Origin of the sequence: Flavihumibacter stibioxidans (assembly GCF_014332695.1) — a bacterium.
In the GTDB taxonomy this organism is placed as follows: domain Bacteria; phylum Bacteroidota; class Bacteroidia; order Chitinophagales; family Chitinophagaceae; genus Flavihumibacter; species Flavihumibacter stibioxidans.
The window spans coordinates 111035-126883 of the sequence record NZ_MBUA01000001.1 but is presented as its reverse complement, the minus strand read 5'-3'; the positions used below and the strand labels follow the sequence as shown (position 1 = coordinate 126883).

General features: G+C 46.9%; 16 protein-coding genes and 1 tRNA gene. 11 read left to right on the top strand and 6 right to left on the bottom strand.

Translation table 11 applies throughout. The annotated features are described in order from the left end of the window. Positions 1-144 precede the first annotated feature (144 nt). Positions 145-1542: an alpha/beta hydrolase family protein gene (locus BC349_RS00545; RefSeq protein ID WP_187254800.1), complete on the top strand. Its 1398-nt coding sequence runs from the start codon at positions 145-147 to the stop codon at positions 1540-1542. 38 nt (positions 1543-1580) lie between these two features. Here BC349_RS00545 and BC349_RS00540 read toward each other — a convergent pair. Further along, a tRNA-Pro gene (locus BC349_RS00540) sits at positions 1581-1654 on the bottom strand. Positions 1655-1769: 115 nt separating this feature from the next. On the opposite strand from BC349_RS00540, the gene BC349_RS00535 reads away from it, so the two are divergent. From BC349_RS00535 to BC349_RS00500, 8 genes are read left to right on the top strand one after another with little or no spacing between them, the layout of a single operon-like run. Next, a complete protein-coding gene (locus BC349_RS00535; RefSeq protein ID WP_187254799.1) occupies positions 1770-3038 on the top strand; it encodes a dihydroorotase in 1269 nt (422 codons plus the stop codon). Then, entirely contained in the window at positions 3035-3559 is a 525-nt protein-coding gene (locus BC349_RS00530) for a DUF4199 domain-containing protein (RefSeq protein ID WP_187254798.1), read from the top strand. Before BC349_RS00535 ends, BC349_RS00530 begins: the two co-directional genes overlap by 4 nt. 1 nt (position 3560) lies before the next feature. Further along, the gene (locus BC349_RS00525; RefSeq protein ID WP_187254797.1) at positions 3561-4508 is read left to right on the top strand and encodes a glycosyltransferase family 2 protein; all 948 of its coding nucleotides are present in this window, start codon (positions 3561-3563) and stop codon (positions 4506-4508) included. Positions 4509-4516: 8 nt separating this feature from the next. Next, positions 4517-5659 carry a glycosyltransferase gene (locus BC349_RS00520; protein ID WP_187254796.1) on the top strand — a complete coding sequence of 381 codons (1143 nt, stop codon included), beginning with the start codon at positions 4517-4519 and terminating at the stop codon, positions 5657-5659. A 1-nt stretch (position 5660) separates the two neighbouring features. Next, positions 5661-6236: a D-sedoheptulose-7-phosphate isomerase gene (locus BC349_RS00515; RefSeq protein ID WP_187254795.1), complete on the top strand. Its 576-nt coding sequence runs from the start codon at positions 5661-5663 to the stop codon at positions 6234-6236. Next, on the top strand, positions 6236-6781 hold the full coding sequence (locus tag BC349_RS00510) for a D-glycero-alpha-D-manno-heptose-1,7-bisphosphate 7-phosphatase (RefSeq protein ID WP_187254794.1): 546 nt from the start codon (positions 6236-6238) through the stop codon (positions 6779-6781). Before BC349_RS00515 ends, BC349_RS00510 begins: the two co-directional genes overlap by 1 nt. Before the next feature lie 38 nt (positions 6782-6819). After that, positions 6820-7851, top strand: a complete 1032-nt coding sequence (locus BC349_RS00505; RefSeq protein ID WP_187254793.1) for a hypothetical protein — start codon at positions 6820-6822, stop codon at positions 7849-7851. Continuing rightward, positions 7838-9283 carry an oligosaccharide flippase family protein gene (locus tag BC349_RS00500; RefSeq protein ID WP_187254792.1) on the top strand — a complete coding sequence of 482 codons (1446 nt, stop codon included), beginning with the start codon at positions 7838-7840 and terminating at the stop codon, positions 9281-9283. Before BC349_RS00505 ends, BC349_RS00500 begins: the two co-directional genes overlap by 14 nt. Positions 9284-9290: 7 nt before the next feature. Here the strand turns inward: BC349_RS00500 and lepA are convergent, their stop codons facing one another. Continuing rightward, positions 9291-11084: a translation elongation factor 4 gene (gene lepA / locus BC349_RS00495; RefSeq protein WP_187254791.1), complete on the bottom strand. Its 1794-nt coding sequence runs from the start codon at positions 11082-11084 to the stop codon at positions 9291-9293. Positions 11085-11212: 128 nt separating this feature from the next. Here lepA and BC349_RS00490 point away from each other — a divergent pair, with 128 nt between their 5' ends. Continuing rightward, positions 11213-11467: an acyl-CoA-binding protein gene (locus BC349_RS00490; protein ID WP_187254790.1), complete on the top strand. Its 255-nt coding sequence runs from the start codon at positions 11213-11215 to the stop codon at positions 11465-11467. Positions 11468-11513: 46 nt separating this feature from the next. On the opposite strand, the gene BC349_RS00485 is transcribed toward BC349_RS00490, so the two are convergent. After that, positions 11514-12533, bottom strand: a complete 1020-nt coding sequence (locus tag BC349_RS00485) for a glycosyltransferase (RefSeq protein ID WP_187254789.1) — start codon at positions 12531-12533, stop codon at positions 11514-11516. 34 nt (positions 12534-12567) lie between these two features. On the opposite strand from BC349_RS00485, the gene BC349_RS00480 reads away from it, so the two are divergent. After that, positions 12568-13710: a glycosyltransferase family protein gene (locus tag BC349_RS00480; RefSeq protein WP_187254788.1), complete on the top strand. Its 1143-nt coding sequence runs from the start codon at positions 12568-12570 to the stop codon at positions 13708-13710. Here BC349_RS00480 and BC349_RS00475 read toward each other — a convergent pair. The 3 genes from BC349_RS00475 to tpiA are packed head-to-tail and all read right to left on the bottom strand — an operon-like array spanning position 13649 to position 15849. Continuing rightward, on the bottom strand, positions 13649-14587 hold the full coding sequence (locus BC349_RS00475; protein WP_187254787.1) for a glycosyltransferase family 9 protein: 939 nt from the start codon (positions 14585-14587) through the stop codon (positions 13649-13651). The two genes, BC349_RS00480 and BC349_RS00475, sit on opposite strands and share 62 nt — an antisense overlap. Positions 14588-14613: 26 nt before the next feature. Next, the gene (locus BC349_RS00470) at positions 14614-15081 is read right to left on the bottom strand and encodes a hemerythrin domain-containing protein (protein ID WP_187254786.1); all 468 of its coding nucleotides are present in this window, start codon (positions 15079-15081) and stop codon (positions 14614-14616) included. 6 nt (positions 15082-15087) lie between these two features. Next, the gene (gene tpiA / locus BC349_RS00465; protein ID WP_187254785.1) at positions 15088-15849 is read right to left on the bottom strand and encodes a triose-phosphate isomerase; all 762 of its coding nucleotides are present in this window, start codon (positions 15847-15849) and stop codon (positions 15088-15090) included.

Here is a 15849-nt window from a genome sequence, read left to right as displayed (position 1 = left end):
TAGTATTAAATCCTGGACTTTGATGACAAGACAGGCAAAGCTACTGTAATTAGGCTTTTTGGGGAGTAATGAAGAAATATCGCCCCGGCGCAAATAGATTATAGTTATTTTACATCAATTGCTGAAAAGACTCAAACTTCCCGTATGAAAAAAATTGCAGGCGTGTTACTGCTTATGCTGATAGGTGTAACTGTTTGGGGGCAGGATATCGGTGGGCAGTGGAATGGCGTTTTAAAGGTTGGCAGCGCCCGCTTGCGACTCGTATTCAATATTATAAAAAAAGACAGCGGCTTTATTGCCACCATGGACAGTCCGGACCAGGGCGCAAAGGGAATTCCTGTAAGTTCAGTCAGCTTTAATCAGCCGCAACTGAAAATCGATGTTTCCAATCTTAATATTCAATACCGTGGTGAATTAAAGGAGAATATCATTGTTGGTGTATTCAGTCAAAACGGACAGGATTTTCCATTGGATCTTTCCAGGGAGAAAATGGAAAAAACCACATTAAACCGTCCGCAGGTGCCTGTTAAACCCTACCCATATTACGAGGAGGAGGTTGTTTTTAAAAATGAAAAGGCCAATATAGATCTCACAGGTACACTGACGCTTCCGGGGAAGAGAGGGAAATTTCCGGCCGTTATTCTGATCTCCGGAAGCGGCCCGCAGGACAGGGATGAAACTTTGATGGAACATAAACCTTTTTTGGTCCTGGCCGACTACCTCACCCGAAGCGGTATTGCTGTATTAAGATATGACGACAGAGGGGTTGGTAAATCAAAAGGAATTTTCAGTTCATCCACCACGCAGGATTTTGCCTCTGATGTGGAAGCTGCCATCAATTACCTGAAAACAAGGCAGGAAATCAATAAAAAAAAGGTTGGGCTGGTTGGTCATAGTGAAGGGGGAATCATTGCACCATTGGTGGCTGCCGGTACCAGGGATGTCAGCTTTATTGTGATGCTGGCAGGAACCGGCGTACGGGGAGACCAGTTGCTGTTATCACAGCAATACCTGATTGGAAAGGCTTCGGGTGCCAGCGAAGAGGATCTTGCAAAGGGAAGGGAGCTCAATTCGAAATTATTTGCGATGGTATTGGAAACGGATGATACTGCAGCGTTAAAAGCCGGTATGTCAAGGTATTTATCAGATTATCTGAATAACCTTCCTGAGGACAAAAAGCCAAAGGGAATAACCATCGAATCGTATAGCAGGCGGCTGGCCGGGGAATTGAGTGGACCATGGCTCAGAAATTTTCTCCGGTACGATCCTGCAACCAGCCTGGAAAATGTGAAATGCCCTGTGCTTGCGGTAAATGGCGAAAAGGATCTGCAGGTACCTGCAGCGGAAAATCTGGCGGCTATCGCTAAGGCATTGAAGAAAGCCGGAAATAAGCATTTTACTGTTAAAACCTTTCCCGGATTGAATCATTTGTTCCAGGAAGCCGGAACTGGTTCACCGGATGAATACCGGCTAATTGAGCAAACCTTCTCCCCGGTGGCTTTGGAATATATTACCGAATGGATCAAGTCTCAGGTTAAATAAATAAAAGCGTCTGACGTACGTCAGACGCTTTTATTAAGTCGGGACGACTGGATTCGAACCAGCGACCTCTTGCACCCCATGCAAACGCGCTACCGGGCTGCGCTACGTCCCGAGGACTCCGCAATTGACTGAAACTGAGCTTCATTTCATTTGCGGGTGGCAAAACTACATTAAAATTTGATTTCACAAAAATCAAATAATGGCTAATTTTGCACAACGTTTCGCCGATGAAAATACTACTACAAGAGGTTGTTTTAAACGATCCCCGCTCTCCACATAACGGTTCTAAGAAAGATATTTTAATTGTTGACGGTCATATCAGCCGCATAGGAGATGCTATAGAGGCGCCCGATGCCAGGATCATCAACGAACCAGGCCTGGTTGCGTCTCCCGGATGGGTGGATCCCTTTGCCCATTTCAATGATCCGGGCTTTGAACACAAGGAAACCATCGAGTCTGGTGCTGCCGCCGCCGCTGCGGGAGGTTTCACCACCGTATTCGTTATCCCCAACACCAAACCGGCCATCGATAACAAATCGACGGTGGAATATGTAATGGCGAAAGCCAGCCGCCTTCCGGTACAGGTATTACCAATCGGTGCGGTGACAAGAAACACTGAGGGCAAGGAACTGGCCGAAATGTATGATATGAGGGCCAGCGGCGCTGTTGCTTTCAGTGATGGCATCAAACCCATCCAGTCCTCGGGACTTTTGGTGAAAGCCCTTCTTTATGTGAAAACATTTGACGGGGTGGTGATCCAGATACCTGATGATACCAGTATTACCCCCCATGGACTTATGCACGAGGGTATCATCTCCACCCGGCTCGGGCTTCCCGGAAAGCCAATGATCGCGGAAGAACTGATCGTTGCCCGCGATATAAAACTGGCGCGTTATACCGACAGCCAAATTCATTTTACCGGCATCAGTTCGCCCAAATCCATTGAATATATTCGCCGGGCCAAAGAAGGCGGACTGAAGGTTACCTGCTCAGTAGCTCCTTATCATCTTTTCTTCTGCGATGAAGACCTGATGGATTACGATACCAACCTGAAAGTGAATCCGCCGCTCAGAACCCGTGCCGATATGATGGCACTTCGCGAAGCAGTGAAAAACGGTTGGGTGGATTGTATTGCAACCCACCACCAGCCCCAGGATTTTGATGCAAAAGTGCTTGAATTTGAATACGCCAAATTCGGAATGACAGGGTTGGAAACCTGTTTCTCTGTGCTGCATACCGCTATCCCGGAATTAGACGCCGGACAACTGACTTCCCTGCTTTCCATCAATGCCCGCCGGATCTTCAAGCTGCCGGAAGCTAAGCTGGAAGAAGGGCAACAAGCTGCAATCAGTCTGTATCAGCCTGATGTACAGAAGGTATTTGCACAGAAAGATTTTCATTCCAAATGCAGCAATACGCCGTTCACCGGCCAGCCTTTGAAGGGAAATGTTTTTGGAATCATCTCCGGCCAGCACCTAATAATTAACCAGGCATGATCAGAAATTTTTCGCTGATCATCGGAGTGGTAGCGGGACTGCTCTACACGGCCGGATTATTTGTTTCCTATTCAATGGGTGTGCCGTCATTGGGCGATTTCCTCACCTGGTACACCTGGCTGCCGGTTGTTTTCCTGCTGGTGTTGGGCGGGGCCTGGTGGTTAAGAACCCAATCTGCGGAAGCACCTGACTTCAAACCCATGCTTCAATACGCTCTTCTCGCCTACCTGATCTATGAACTGATTTATGGTGGCGTCACCTATTATTTGTTCGCTGTGAAGGACAGGGGTCTCAACGACCGGTTGGTGGAACATTTGCTGAAAAATTCAACGGAGAAGATGCTGGAAAAGGGCGCCGGCAAAGACCAGATCGAAGCAGCCACCGAAATGGCCGATTCTCATCGTGCACCCCTTACCTTTATGCAGCTATTGATCGGCTTTGGCCAGAATATGATCCTGCATTTCATCAAGTCCATCATTATTGCTACTATTACCAAACAAACAATTACCAAGAAATCCTGATATGGACCTTTCCATCGTTATACCCTTACTAAATGAAGAGGAATCACTTCCGGAACTTAGTTCCTGGATCACCAGGGTGATGGAGGAGAATCAATTCAGTTATGAGATACTTTACATAGATGACGGCAGCACCGACCAGTCCTGGGAGGTAATCCGCGGACTTCAGGAGAAAGATCCCCATCACATCAAAGGGATCAGATTCCAGCGCAATTATGGCAAATCAGCTGCACTGAATGAAGGCTTCCGAGCTGCGCAGGGTGAGGTGATCATTACTATGGATGCCGATCTGCAGGATTCACCGGATGAAATTCCCGGTCTGCGAAAAATGGTGCTGGACGAGGGATTTGACCTTGTGAGTGGCTGGAAGAAAAAACGATACGACAATACGCTTACCAAGAACCTGCCATCCAAATTTTTCAATGCCGCTACCAGAAAAGTGTCGGGTATTTACCTGCATGATTTCAACTGCGGACTGAAAGCTTACCGTAAAAAAGTGATTAAGAGCATTGAAGTGTATGGTGAAATGCACCGCTACATACCGGTGATTGCCAAATGGTCTGGCTTTCGGAGGATCGGTGAAAAAGTGGTGGAGCACCGTGCCCGTAAATATGGAGTTACCAAATTCGGCCTCAGTCGTTTTGTCAATGGTTTTCTTGACCTGGCTTCCATCACATTTGTAGGCAAGTATGGCAAAAGGCCCATGCACTTTTTTGGCTTGTGGGGCAGCCTATGTTTTGCTTTGGGTTTTGTTGCCATCGCATACCTGATCTTTGCAAAAATCATGAATCCGGAAGTGAGCCTCAGCAACAGACCGCCTTTTTATATCGGGCTAACGCTGATGGTCATAGGCTCACAGTTGTTCCTGGCCGGTTTTATTGGTGAACTGATTGCCCGAAATTCCCCCGGTCGCAATTTTTACCTGGTGGAAGAAAAACTGGGAGTGGCCTAAATTTACAGATGGGTTTAAAGATTGTCATACTCGGTCCTGCCCACCCTTTCCGGGGTGGTGGTATCACCACCTTTAATGAAAGACTGGCGAAGGAATTGCAGGAACAGGGGCACCAGGTGAGCATCCTGAATTTCACTGTACAATACCCTTCTTTCCTGTTCCCGGGAAAATCGCAGTTAACCGATGAACCCGCACCGGCAGGTATTTCCATTGAAAGGAAACTGCACAGCATGAATCCCCTGAACTGGATCGGCACCGGTTTTTACCTCAAGAAAAAACGTCCTGACCTTATCATCGTACGTTTCTGGCTGCCACTGATGGGACCTGCATTTGGAACAGTCCTCAGGATGGTGAAAAAAAACCATCATACCAGGATCATAGCCATAACCGATAACGTGAAACCCCATGAAAAACGCCCGGGTGATAAACCGTTTACCGGTTATTTTTTAAAGCCTTGTGATGCCTTCATTACCATGAGCGAAAAAGTGCTGGCCGACCTGAAAGAATTCAATGTTCATCAACCAGCCTTGAAACTGGATCATCCCCTCTATGATAATTTTGGTCCGGGTGTCGGAAAAGATGAAGCGCGCCGTTGGCTTGGCATTCCTTCCGATAAAAAACTCCTGCTTTTTTTCGGGTTTATAAGAAAATACAAAGGGTTGGACCTGTTACTGCAGGCATGTAAAGAGCTGGCAGACAAAGATATTTTATTGGTTGTTGCAGGAGAGTTTTATGAGGATGAGGCAGTTTACCAGGCACTGATTGATTCCCTGGGAATACGCGACCGGGTAATCCTTAAAAACGATTTTATTCCCAATGAGGAAGTGAAATATTATTTCAGTGCGGCTGATGTAGTGGTACAACCTTACCGGAATGCCACGCAGAGCGGCGTAACGCCCCTTGCCTATCATTTTGAGAAGCCGATGATCGTTACCAATGTGGGCGCACTTCCCGATTATGTTCCCAATGGCCGGACAGGAATCGTAACAGAACCGGAGCCTGCCTCTATCGCCAGGGCCATTGAGGAATTCTTCCGTTTTGGTGAAGAACACTATAAGTCTCAAATTCGCATTGAGAAACAAAAGTTCAGCTGGCAGTCATTTTCAGCGGCCATTCTGAACCTGTATCAAAAAATCACCGCAAGAAATTGATATGCAGGAGAAGATCAGTACTATCATCAGGGCATCCATAGATGTGAAGCAAATGTTGTTGGCGGATGCTGCCATGCTGGAAAGAATTGCCGCAGCGGTTGATCTGGTTACCAGTGCATTCCAGAACGGGAAAAGGATCTATTTCTGTGGAAATGGCGGTAGTGCTGCTGATGCGCAACACCTTGCCGCCGAATTCAGCGGCAGGTTCTACAAGAATCGCCAGGCCCTGCCCGCAGAGGCACTGCATTGCAATACATCCTATCTCACCGCTGTGGCCAATGATTACAGCTATGATGATATTTATTCCCGGCTGGTGGAAGGTATTATGGATGGCGGTGATGTATTGTTTGGTTTCTCCACATCCGGCAATTCAGCCAATATTGTAAAGGCATTTGAATCAGCCCGGGAAAAGGGTGTTCAGACTATTGGTTTTACCGGTTCACACGGTGGTAAACTGAAGGAAACCAGTGACCTTCTCTTCAATATTCCTTCCGATGATACACCCAGGATCCAGGAAAGCCATATAATGGTGGGACATATCATTTGCCAGTTGGTGGAAGAAAAATATTTTCAATAATGGACTGGTCGGTAGTAGATAAAACATGGACACTGTTCCTGGACAGGGATGGTGTGATCAACCATGAAAAAGTGGCGGACTATATTTATAATCCCGGTGAATTTGTGTTGTACGACGGCGTTTTGGAAGCAATGTCGATTTTAGCAAAACGTTTTGGTAAAATAATCATTGTCACCAACCAGCGCGGAATCGAAAAGGGCCTGATGACAGTGGCCGATCTGCATGACATACATGAATATATGCAGGAAACGTTTTCTACAGTTGGCGCCGGGGTGGATGCGATTTATTTCTGCAGTTCACTTGAAGACAAACATCCCGATCGTAAACCTCAGCCTGGTATGGCATTCAGGGCAAAAGCCGATTTTCCTGAAATTGATTTTTCAAAATCCGTAATAGTTGGAAATAACCTCAGCGATATGGAGTTTGGACGCAATGCCGGCATGTTCACGGTGTTTGTCAGGACCACCCATCCACTGCAGGAACTCCCCCACCCCGCCATCGATGACAGCTTCAACGACCTGTTAAATTTTGCAAGGGCTTTGTGAGCGGCATGAAAACTGTAACTTCATGTTTCCATATGGATATGAAAAAACTATTATTTCTTTTATTCCTGGCTGTAACCTGTACAACCCTGAATGCGCAAAATAAACTGAATGCCGTAACCCTGAAGCAGCTCCGTGCCAGGGAAGATTCCCTGAAAGTGTTTGCAGACAGCATGATCAATGCCAATGCCGCCGGATCAAGGTTTATGAGCGACAGCAATTTTGTAAAAGGCTTTGTAAGGGCGCTTAAACTCCCCTATTCATTTGATTATCCTTTTGATTCCCTTCAGTCTGTTTCAAGGCTGTATGCGCCAGACAGCAGTTTCCGCATATTCACCTGGCAACTGAAAAAGGATGAATATTTCTATTACCAGAAGGGAGCAATTCAGCTAAGGACAGCGGATGGCTCCTTGAAATTGTTTGCGCTTTTCGATGCTTCCATGTTTACCGGAAAGCCCGAGGATTCTGTTCGAAACCGAAATAACTGGATCGGTGCCATTTATTATAAGGTAATCCAGAAAACCTGGCAGGGAAGAAATTATTATACCCTGATAGGTTTTGACGGATTCACAGTGAGCAGTAACCGAAAATGGATGGAGGTGCTGACTTTTGATGAAAGAACCGGTGAGCCTCGTTTTGGCGGACCTTTTTTTTCAGTCAGGCATGACACATCCAAAACTCAGAAGGTAATGAATCGTTTTGTTATCGAGTATAAGAAGGAAGCCAGTACCACCTTCAATTACAATGGCGAAATGGATATGGTGATATTTGACCACCTGATCTCGGAATCAGACGAGCCTCATCGTCCGGAAACCTATGTGCCGGATGGGGATTTTGAAGGTTTTCAGTGGAAGGATGGCAAATGGATGCATGTGGCAAAGGTCTTTACTGAAGTTCCGGATGAATTCAAGCGGGTTGATCCCTACCTGGGTAATGCGCCAGCTGAGGATGCTTTGCGTGACAAGGACGGTAATATCGATGAAAAGAAACTGGAGGAGCGTTCGCGCAAGAATATAGAAAAGGCAAAGGAAAAAGAGAAACCCAAACCGAAAAAACCGGGTGGCGGCGAATAACAATAAAATTCCTTACGGGCAACTATTGCTGCAGTATAGCAATACTGCGATCAATATTATTTTCCCCCTTATCCTATTCCCATACATGACCCGGACCCTTGGCCCGGGTGGATATGGAGTGATAGGTTTCTACGAGTCCATGCTGCTGGTGGTGAATGTACTGGCTGCATTCGGGGTGAACTATTATGGCCTGCGCCTGCTCAGCAAGTCAGCCATAGGCGATTCAGACAATGCCAATACAGTTTTGCACCTGTTACTGATCAACACACTGGTAGCCATATCCGGCATGCTTGTTTACCTGGTGTATGTATTCAATAAAAAAGTCCAGATCGGCAATAGCCAGGTTACATTCCTCTATGCCTACATAATGGTGATTTATATGTTTCATGCCGACTGGTACTTTCAGTCGCAGGAAAAATTCAGGTTCATACTTAAAAGAACATTCTTTATTCGGCTATTCGTCCTGGTTAGTTCCTTTTTATTTGTCCGCAAGCCCGAACACCTCATTTATTATATCATTATCAGCGCGGCAAATTATACTTTAATTGCGGCCAGTGCCTGGTGGAACATGCGAACCCTTCTGCCTCACTGGAAATGGGATCCTGACCTGTTCCGCCGTCTTCTGAAAGCACTCTGGCCATTTGCCATCCTTGGGGCGCTTGGTTCCATCTATTTTACCATTGACACCATCCTGCTGGCAAGGACCGGCAGGATTACAGACCTGGGCCATTATACCGTAGCGGCAAAAATTGTGAGGCTGGGTTTGAATGTTTTTGTTGGCGCTTCCATTGTTTTTTTTGTGAAACTTTTCAGGACAGAAGTCGACAGGGGCTTGCAGGCAGACAGCATGCTGATGACCATGCACTTCAGTTTTCCCATTGCCGCGATGCTCTTTTTTTTTGCGGAGCCAGTCATCCGGTTTGTTTCGGGTGAAACTTACCTGCCTGCTGCCGGAATGCTCAGAATATTTTCATTGCTTTGGGTGGTAGTGCCCCTGCATGATTTTTTCAATATCAGGGTGTTGATTGTGCACCACCGTGAAAAATTGCTTGTGAAAATATATTTTGCGGCTTGCCTGTTATCTCTTTTACTTAACCTGGTTCTGATTCCTGCCTTCTTTACAACTGGCGCGGCATTATCTATCCTGATAACAGAAATGCTGGTGCTGGCGGCTTCGATCTATTATTCACGGCCCTATTTCCGGATTTCCCGTAAATTATTGGTCGAAATGCTTTTTTGTCTGGCAGTATTTCCAATAGCCATGCTTGCCGCGCAAGTTTCGATAATGGTCAGTACGAATCATATCGTGCAATTGGCCATAGGATTGACAGGTACCCTTCTGGCAAATGTGTTCATGCAACTGGTGATCTTCCGCAGTGCATTCTGGCACCGTACCTGGAATGCGATCCGGGCAGCGAAGGCGAGGGCTTAACCTGGTTCTAATCGTCCAGTTTCAGAACTGCCAGGAAGGCCTCCTGGGGTACTTCTACAGAACCGATCTGGCGCATCCGTTTTTTACCTTCTTTCTGTTTTTCCAGCAGTTTACGTTTCCGGCTGATATCACCACCGTAACATTTGGCAGTAACGTCTTTCCTCATGGCACTGATGTTTTCGCGTGCCACTATCTTGGCGCCAACTGCTGCCTGGATGGCAATCAGGAACTGCTGGCGGGGAAGCAGTTCTTTCAGTTTTTCACAAAGCTTACGGCCGAAATCATTGGAACGGCTGCGGTGAATCAGCGCACTAAGGGCATCCACTTTCTCCGCATTCAGCAGGATATCCATTTTAACGATATCAGCTTCGCGGTAACCGATCGGATGATAATCAAAGGAAGCATATCCCCTTGTCTGGCTCTTGAGTTTATCATAGAAATCAAATACGATCTCAGTCAGGGGCAGTTCAAATACCAGTTCCACCCTGGTTTGGGTCAGGTAACTCTGGTTGATCAGGATTCCTCTTTTGCCGAGGCAAAGGGTCATAATATTACCGATGTATTCAGGCTTTGTAATGATCTGGGCCTTGATAAATGGTTCTTCAATGCGGTCGATCCTGCTGGGGTCGGGCATTTCAGTCGGGTTGTTCACAATCACTTTTTCCCCTTTGCTGGTGTAGGCGATAAAGCTTACGTTGGGAACGGTGGTGATTACCGTCTGGTTGAATTCGCGTTCCAGCCTTTCCTGGATGATCTCCATATGCAGCATTCCAAGGAATCCGCAGCGGAAACCGAAACCAAGGGCCTGGGAAGTTTCCAGTTCATAGGTAAGAGAGGCATCGTTCAGTTGCAGTTTGTCCATGCATTCGCGCAGTTCCTCAAACTCATCCGTTTCCACCGGGAAGATGCCCGCGAAAACCATAGGTTTAACTTCTTCAAATCCCCTTATTTGTTCGGGTGTGGGGTTATTGGTGAGGGTGATGGTATCACCCACTTTCACTTCTTTGGCGTTTTTGATACCGGTAATGATATAGCCTACGTCACCGGCGCAAACTTCCTTCTTCTCGGTCATCTTCAGCTTGAGGATACCTACCTCATCCGCGAAATACTCCTGGTCGGTAGAGACGAATTTTACTTTGTCGCCTTTCCGGATGGTACCATTCAGGATCCGGTAATAAACGATGATGCCACGGAAACTGTTAAACACACTGTCGAAGATCAGGGCCTGGAGCGGGGCTGTTGGGTCGCCCTTGGGTGCCGGAATCCTTTCTACGATTGCTTCAAGGATCTTGTCAACTCCGAGGCCTGTACGGCCGCTCGCCAACAGGATATCTTCCGGCTTACAGCCAATCAGTTCCACGATCTGGTCTTTCACCTCCTCGATCATGGCTCCATCCATATCGATCTTGTTGATCACAGGAATGATCTCCAGGTCGTTGTCAATGGCCAGGTAAAGGTTGCTTATGGTCTGGGCCTGGATACCCTGGGTGGCATCCACCAGCAGCAGGGCACCTTCACAGGCAGCCAGTGCGCGACTCACTTCATAGCTGAAATCAACGTGGCCGGGGGTATCGATCAGGTTTAATATATATTCCTGGTTATCAGTATGCCTGTAATTGATCTGGATGGCGTGACTTTTAATAGTAATACCCTTTTCCCGCTCTAGGTCCATATCGTCCAGTACCTGGTCCATCATGTCTCTCTCACTAATGGTATTGGTGCTCTGCAGCAATCGGTCAGCCAGGGTGCTTTTTCCGTGGTCAATATGGGCGATAATGCAAAAATTCCGGATATTCTTCATCAGGTGATTCTTAATAAGTCTGCAAAAGTAGCGAAAAGCGGCCATTAAAAGCAGAACTGTTGCAGCATACGGTCAATATTGGAGATTGTACTAAAAACGAGTAGTTTCGTCGCAAATTTTTAGGGATTATGGATTTACTTCAAGCGTTTGAAAAGGCTGTAGTGGAAAGCAAAGAATTAAGTGAGCGCCCCAGTAACGAGACCCTGCTTCAGTTGTATTCACTGTACAAACAGGCGACCGAAGGGGATGTGAATGGTGAAGCGCCAAATATGTTCGATTTTGTTGCCAAGGCAAAATATGAGGCCTGGTCATCCCTGAAGGGAAAAACCCAGGATGAAGCGAAGCAGGAGTATATTAACCTGATTTCGAAACTGAAAAACTAGAACAGTGTAAGGGGGGCGGTCCAACACCCTCCTAACCCCTTGCCCCTCAATCCAAATCGTGCAGAGCGTTTTTCAAATGCCTGCCTGTTGAAATTTCCGCTGCCAGGGGGCGCATCCTTTCAATTACCAGCCGGTATTCCTCTTCGGTGATTTTATTGACCAGATCCGGAATTTCTTCCAGACTCCTGACCAGCCAGCCAATTCCCTCCGACCTGATATATTCCGCGGAACCGGCAAAAACCGGTGCAATGATGGGCATTCCCGCAAGGATATAAAGCGAAACCTTATGGTGGAAAATGTAATGCATGTATTCTCCAAGACTACCCGAGGGTCCGGAAACGGATTCACCATCCCATACCAAACCAAAACTCCCCTTTATAATGCCTGGCATGACAGCGGGTTCAAATATGCCATGATACCGGCAATTATCCTGGGACAGCATATCGCTGGTGATCCCTTTTCCGTAGAGGTGGAAATTCAAACCGGGTATGCCCGCAAGATGTTCAAGGAAACCACTCTTAGCCAGGTTTCCAGCAAAACAGATCTCCCTGCTTTTTGTTCTGTTGGCTGAGGCCGGTGCGGCTAAAAAATCAAATGGCCCCAACTGGCTGGCATTGGCAGCGGGAATATATTGTCGCAGCCAGGCTTCCATATTGGAATTATGTACGATGAAATTCTTCGCCGTTTTAAGTAGTTTGATCTCCTCCTCCAGCATTTCCTTATTGCCGGTTTTAAGTCCGTCAATATCTGCAATGAGTATGACCAGCCGGATATTGCGCCCCGACAATTTATTCATCATCAACCGGTACATCCTGGGATAAACGGGAAACTGGCAGACGATTTCAGCCCCATCCGGGATGCATCGAAGCCACCTGTTCATGGCCTGAAACCGTTTGAAAGTAATCCAGAAACGCCTGCCTTCGGGAAAACGGATTGGCTGGTACCCCTCCTCCAGGAGAATTTTTTCCACATCAGAATTACCCACTCCGCCATGTTGAAAACGAATTCCTTTATAGGCTTCCAAAAAATATTTATGCCCGCCTGGTAGTACCGCCTTATTTTTCATCTGTATTATTGTCCGGGTAAAAGTAAGTATTGCAATGAATGTAGGCATCCAGGAAATGGAACATTTCGAAGGGGTATACCCGGTGATCAGGTTATTTGATACGGGTAGGAACCGTTTGTTTCTTTTTGTGAACAAAACGGTGTATCACCGCCTGCTGGACCTTTTTGGTGAGGATGCGAACCGGTTTGAATGGATCATCCAGCAGGAAAATGAATCTACCCACAGTTTCTGCCGGCGCATAGGCCGGACGGTGCAGGAAAACCAGGTTAGCCTGCTATATCTTAATACCGTATCAAAGCACCATATTTTTTATGCCCGCATGCTGGCAAAACTCAAAGGGGTTGAATCGGTGCTCACAGTTCATGATGTGAACTGCCTGTTTCATGAAAAGTTCTCCCTTGAACCCCGCCGGTTTGCGCGGTATCTTGGGAAGAAATGGCTTACCCGTTGCATAAGTGCTTTCAATACAGTTTCTGAAACCGTAAAGCCTGCATTGGCGGCCCTTGCGGGAAAAGGCAAAAGGGTGTTTACTGTTCCGGGGGCGGTTTACGAAAAGCCAGGGCGCTTTGTACCCGTGGGGCAAGGCTTAGAAATCGTAATTCCCGGCAGCCTCGACAGTAAACGCCGGGATTATGAACAGGTTTTCAGACTCCATGAAATGACAGCGGGTCTTCCGCTAAATTTCACCCTGCTGGGTGGTGGGAAGGAGGATGATGCGATTGCAATCAGGGCCAGGTGCCGCAGTATCGGTTCCGGTCGGCTTCGCTGGTTCGATACCGGAATCGTTGACCAGCATATTTTCGATGAAGAACTTGACCGGGCTCATTTCTTATGGATTCCTTCGGTGGTGGATACGAGGATTTGTGGCGACATTCCTGAAATTTATGGCATAACAAAATCCTCGGGAAACATCTTTGATATCATCAAACATGCCAAACCGTTCATTTACCCTGAAACGCTCTGTGTGCAGCATGAACTGCGGTCAGCAGGCATTTCCTATAATTCCCTGGAAAATCTCGTGTATGAACTGAAACTGATCCTTGAAACCCCGGGTCTCTACCGGAAATGGGCAACCGAAGCGGAAAGGGCCAGCCGGTTGTTTACCATAGAAAAGGTCAGGACGAAGCAGTATCCTTTGTTTGAGGGGCGTACCGGTACCAGTGCTGCCAGCTTTTAATAACTTCCTGGAAAACCTGGTCCGCCGGAATCAGTGAAATAAGGTCCGGGTTGGATGTTGTTGCATAAAAGAAGTCATTCAGCCTTGGGTTAACAATCTTTCTGAGCAGGTTGTAGTCATAAATTTCTGCGGGGCTCGTGCAGTTGAAAATTGAAACGACAGGAAGCCGGAAACCAAGTGCGAGATGCATGGCGAGGGTATCGCCAGAAACAATGATTCCACATGAGGCAATTTCGGCCATATATTGCCGTAAATGATCCTTCCTTTCAAAGAACATGATCTCAAAACCTGATGCTGCCAGCATATCCGCCAGATTTTTATAACCGGCCCATCGCTTATTGGGCCAGCGGTTTCCGGCAGCAGATTCTATACCGATTCTGTTAATGTTGCGTTCGGCTGGTGGCTGGAATATCTTGTATGGCTGTCCTGTAAAGGGTTTCCCGATCATGCCGAAAAGGAACTCCTGGTAAGTTTTTTGGTTTGCCATTTTCAGCCTGTTCGCATATTCCTTACCGTATTTGCTGATGAGGCTCATGTCAAACCAGGGCGCTGCATCTTCGGTATAGTTCAAACTGCCATCCCAGTAGACACCGGTGAATTTTTTAGTTCGTATTGTGCCAGCCAGTTCAGCACAGCATTTATCTTCTTCCAGTGACAGTACAAGATTATAATTCCCGGTGAGTACACTACCAGGAACTGCGTTAATATTTTGAATATTTATATTACCGCCATTGTCAGCTTCAAATAAAGGGAAGCAGTTTTCATTTGTCAGCCAGGTGATTACTGCATCCGGAAATGCGTTCAGGACAGCGGTTGTTCGGACTACATCACCAATGGCCGATGTTTTGATTATAAGTACCTGTTCTTTTTCCGGCATGGTACAAATATATTATGGCCGTAGGCCTATTCCCAGAAATGGTTGGAATAAAGATTACAAACAGGCTGGTGGTCGTCTTCGTGAATTTTCAGTTGTAGAAGTTGTTGTGCAGGAATGAATTCCTGCATTGATTGAAAAACGATGCGTTCTTCATACCGTACATGCTGTTCAAGCTGATCAGCCAGGTCTTCCAGCAGGCGCTCATTTACATGGGCCTGGCTAAGGTGGGTGATGGCAGTTCTGATGAGGTCGTGATCCCGCAGGATAGTATCTGCAAGGGGTTTCCCTGCTTCGTGTTTTTGCAGGAGGGGTATGATTTGTTCTTCCTCCTCCTTGAAATGGGGGGCAAGGTCCTTCTCCCAGCATTGCAGAAAAAAATCGGTCATTACTGCAACGGATGCCTGTTTGCTGATCCCTTTCCGGATCAGCAAACAGGTCATTAATGCGGCTTTATGCTGTCTTGATAATGGTTGTAATACATCCGCTCTTTGCATAATCAATTATTTAAGTGCCTTGATAATGGCAATGAAATCATCTGCAATAAGTGAAGCTCCTCCAACCAGGCCACCATCCACATCTTCACCGGCAAATATTTCGCTGGCGTTGGCGCCTTTTACACTTCCGCCATATAGGATTGATATATTGGCTGCAATGGCAGAACCGTATCTGGCCGCAATCACACCCCTGATATGTGCATGCATTTCCTGTGCCTGTGCTGCTGTTGCGGTCTTTCCTGTTCCGATGGCCCAGATGGGTTCATACGCAATGATCACTTTTTCGAGCTGCTCGGGAGAAAGATGGAAAAGGGAAGCTGCAATCTGGCTTTCCACATAGTCATTTTGTGTGCCGGCTTCCCGTATGGCAAGCGGCTCCCCACAACAGAAGATCGGCTGGATATTGTGCTCCAGCAGGAGATTGGTTTTCTCTGCCAGCTGTTCATTGGTTTCCCCGAAATATTCCCTTCTTTCGCTGTGCCCGATCACACAGTAACGGATTCCGATGGATTGAAGCATTTCAACTGAAACTTCACCAGTAAATGCACCAGATTTTTTATGATAGCAGTTTTGGGCAGCAACGGCAAAGTTGGGTTCGTTGGCAACTTCACTGCTGGCCATGATCAGGTACGGAAAAGGTACGGTAAAGATTACTTGCTGATGTCCTTCCGGTTGCAGTTTGGCTTTCAGGATATCATTCAGGAGTTTTTCACCCTGCTGGTAGGTCAGATTCATTTTCCAGTTCGCCGCTGCAATTTGCTTTCTCAT

What these genes read in the sequence shown, in the direction of transcription:
- BC349_RS00485 (WP_187254789.1), bottom strand. Translation starts at nt 12,533, where the DNA reads ATGAAAAATAAGGCGGTACTACCAGGCGGGCATAAATATTTTTTGGAA.
- BC349_RS00475 (WP_187254787.1), bottom strand. Translation starts at nt 14,587, where the DNA reads ATGCCGGAAAAAGAACAGGTACTTATAATCAAAACATCGGCCATTGGT.
- BC349_RS00520 (WP_187254796.1), top strand. Translation starts at nt 4,517, where the DNA reads ATGGGTTTAAAGATTGTCATACTCGGTCCTGCCCACCCTTTCCGGGGT.
- BC349_RS00510 (WP_187254794.1), top strand. Translation starts at nt 6,236, where the DNA reads ATGGACTGGTCGGTAGTAGATAAAACATGGACACTGTTCCTGGACAGG.
- BC349_RS00545 (WP_187254800.1), top strand. Translation starts at nt 145, where the DNA reads ATGAAAAAAATTGCAGGCGTGTTACTGCTTATGCTGATAGGTGTAACT.
- tpiA (WP_187254785.1), bottom strand. Translation starts at nt 15,849, where the DNA reads ATGAGAAAGCAAATTGCAGCGGCGAACTGGAAAATGAATCTGACCTAC.
- BC349_RS00505 (WP_187254793.1), top strand. Translation starts at nt 6,820, where the DNA reads ATGAAAAAACTATTATTTCTTTTATTCCTGGCTGTAACCTGTACAACC.
- BC349_RS00530 (WP_187254798.1), top strand. Translation starts at nt 3,035, where the DNA reads ATGATCAGAAATTTTTCGCTGATCATCGGAGTGGTAGCGGGACTGCTC.
- BC349_RS00535 (WP_187254799.1), top strand. Translation starts at nt 1,770, where the DNA reads ATGAAAATACTACTACAAGAGGTTGTTTTAAACGATCCCCGCTCTCCA.
- BC349_RS00515 (WP_187254795.1), top strand. Translation starts at nt 5,661, where the DNA reads ATGCAGGAGAAGATCAGTACTATCATCAGGGCATCCATAGATGTGAAG.
- BC349_RS00480 (WP_187254788.1), top strand. Translation starts at nt 12,568, where the DNA reads ATGAATGTAGGCATCCAGGAAATGGAACATTTCGAAGGGGTATACCCG.
- BC349_RS00470 (WP_187254786.1), bottom strand. Translation starts at nt 15,081, where the DNA reads ATGCAAAGAGCGGATGTATTACAACCATTATCAAGACAGCATAAAGCC.
- BC349_RS00525 (WP_187254797.1), top strand. Translation starts at nt 3,561, where the DNA reads ATGGACCTTTCCATCGTTATACCCTTACTAAATGAAGAGGAATCACTT.
- lepA (WP_187254791.1), bottom strand. Translation starts at nt 11,084, where the DNA reads ATGAAGAATATCCGGAATTTTTGCATTATCGCCCATATTGACCACGGA.
- BC349_RS00490 (WP_187254790.1), top strand. Translation starts at nt 11,213, where the DNA reads ATGGATTTACTTCAAGCGTTTGAAAAGGCTGTAGTGGAAAGCAAAGAA.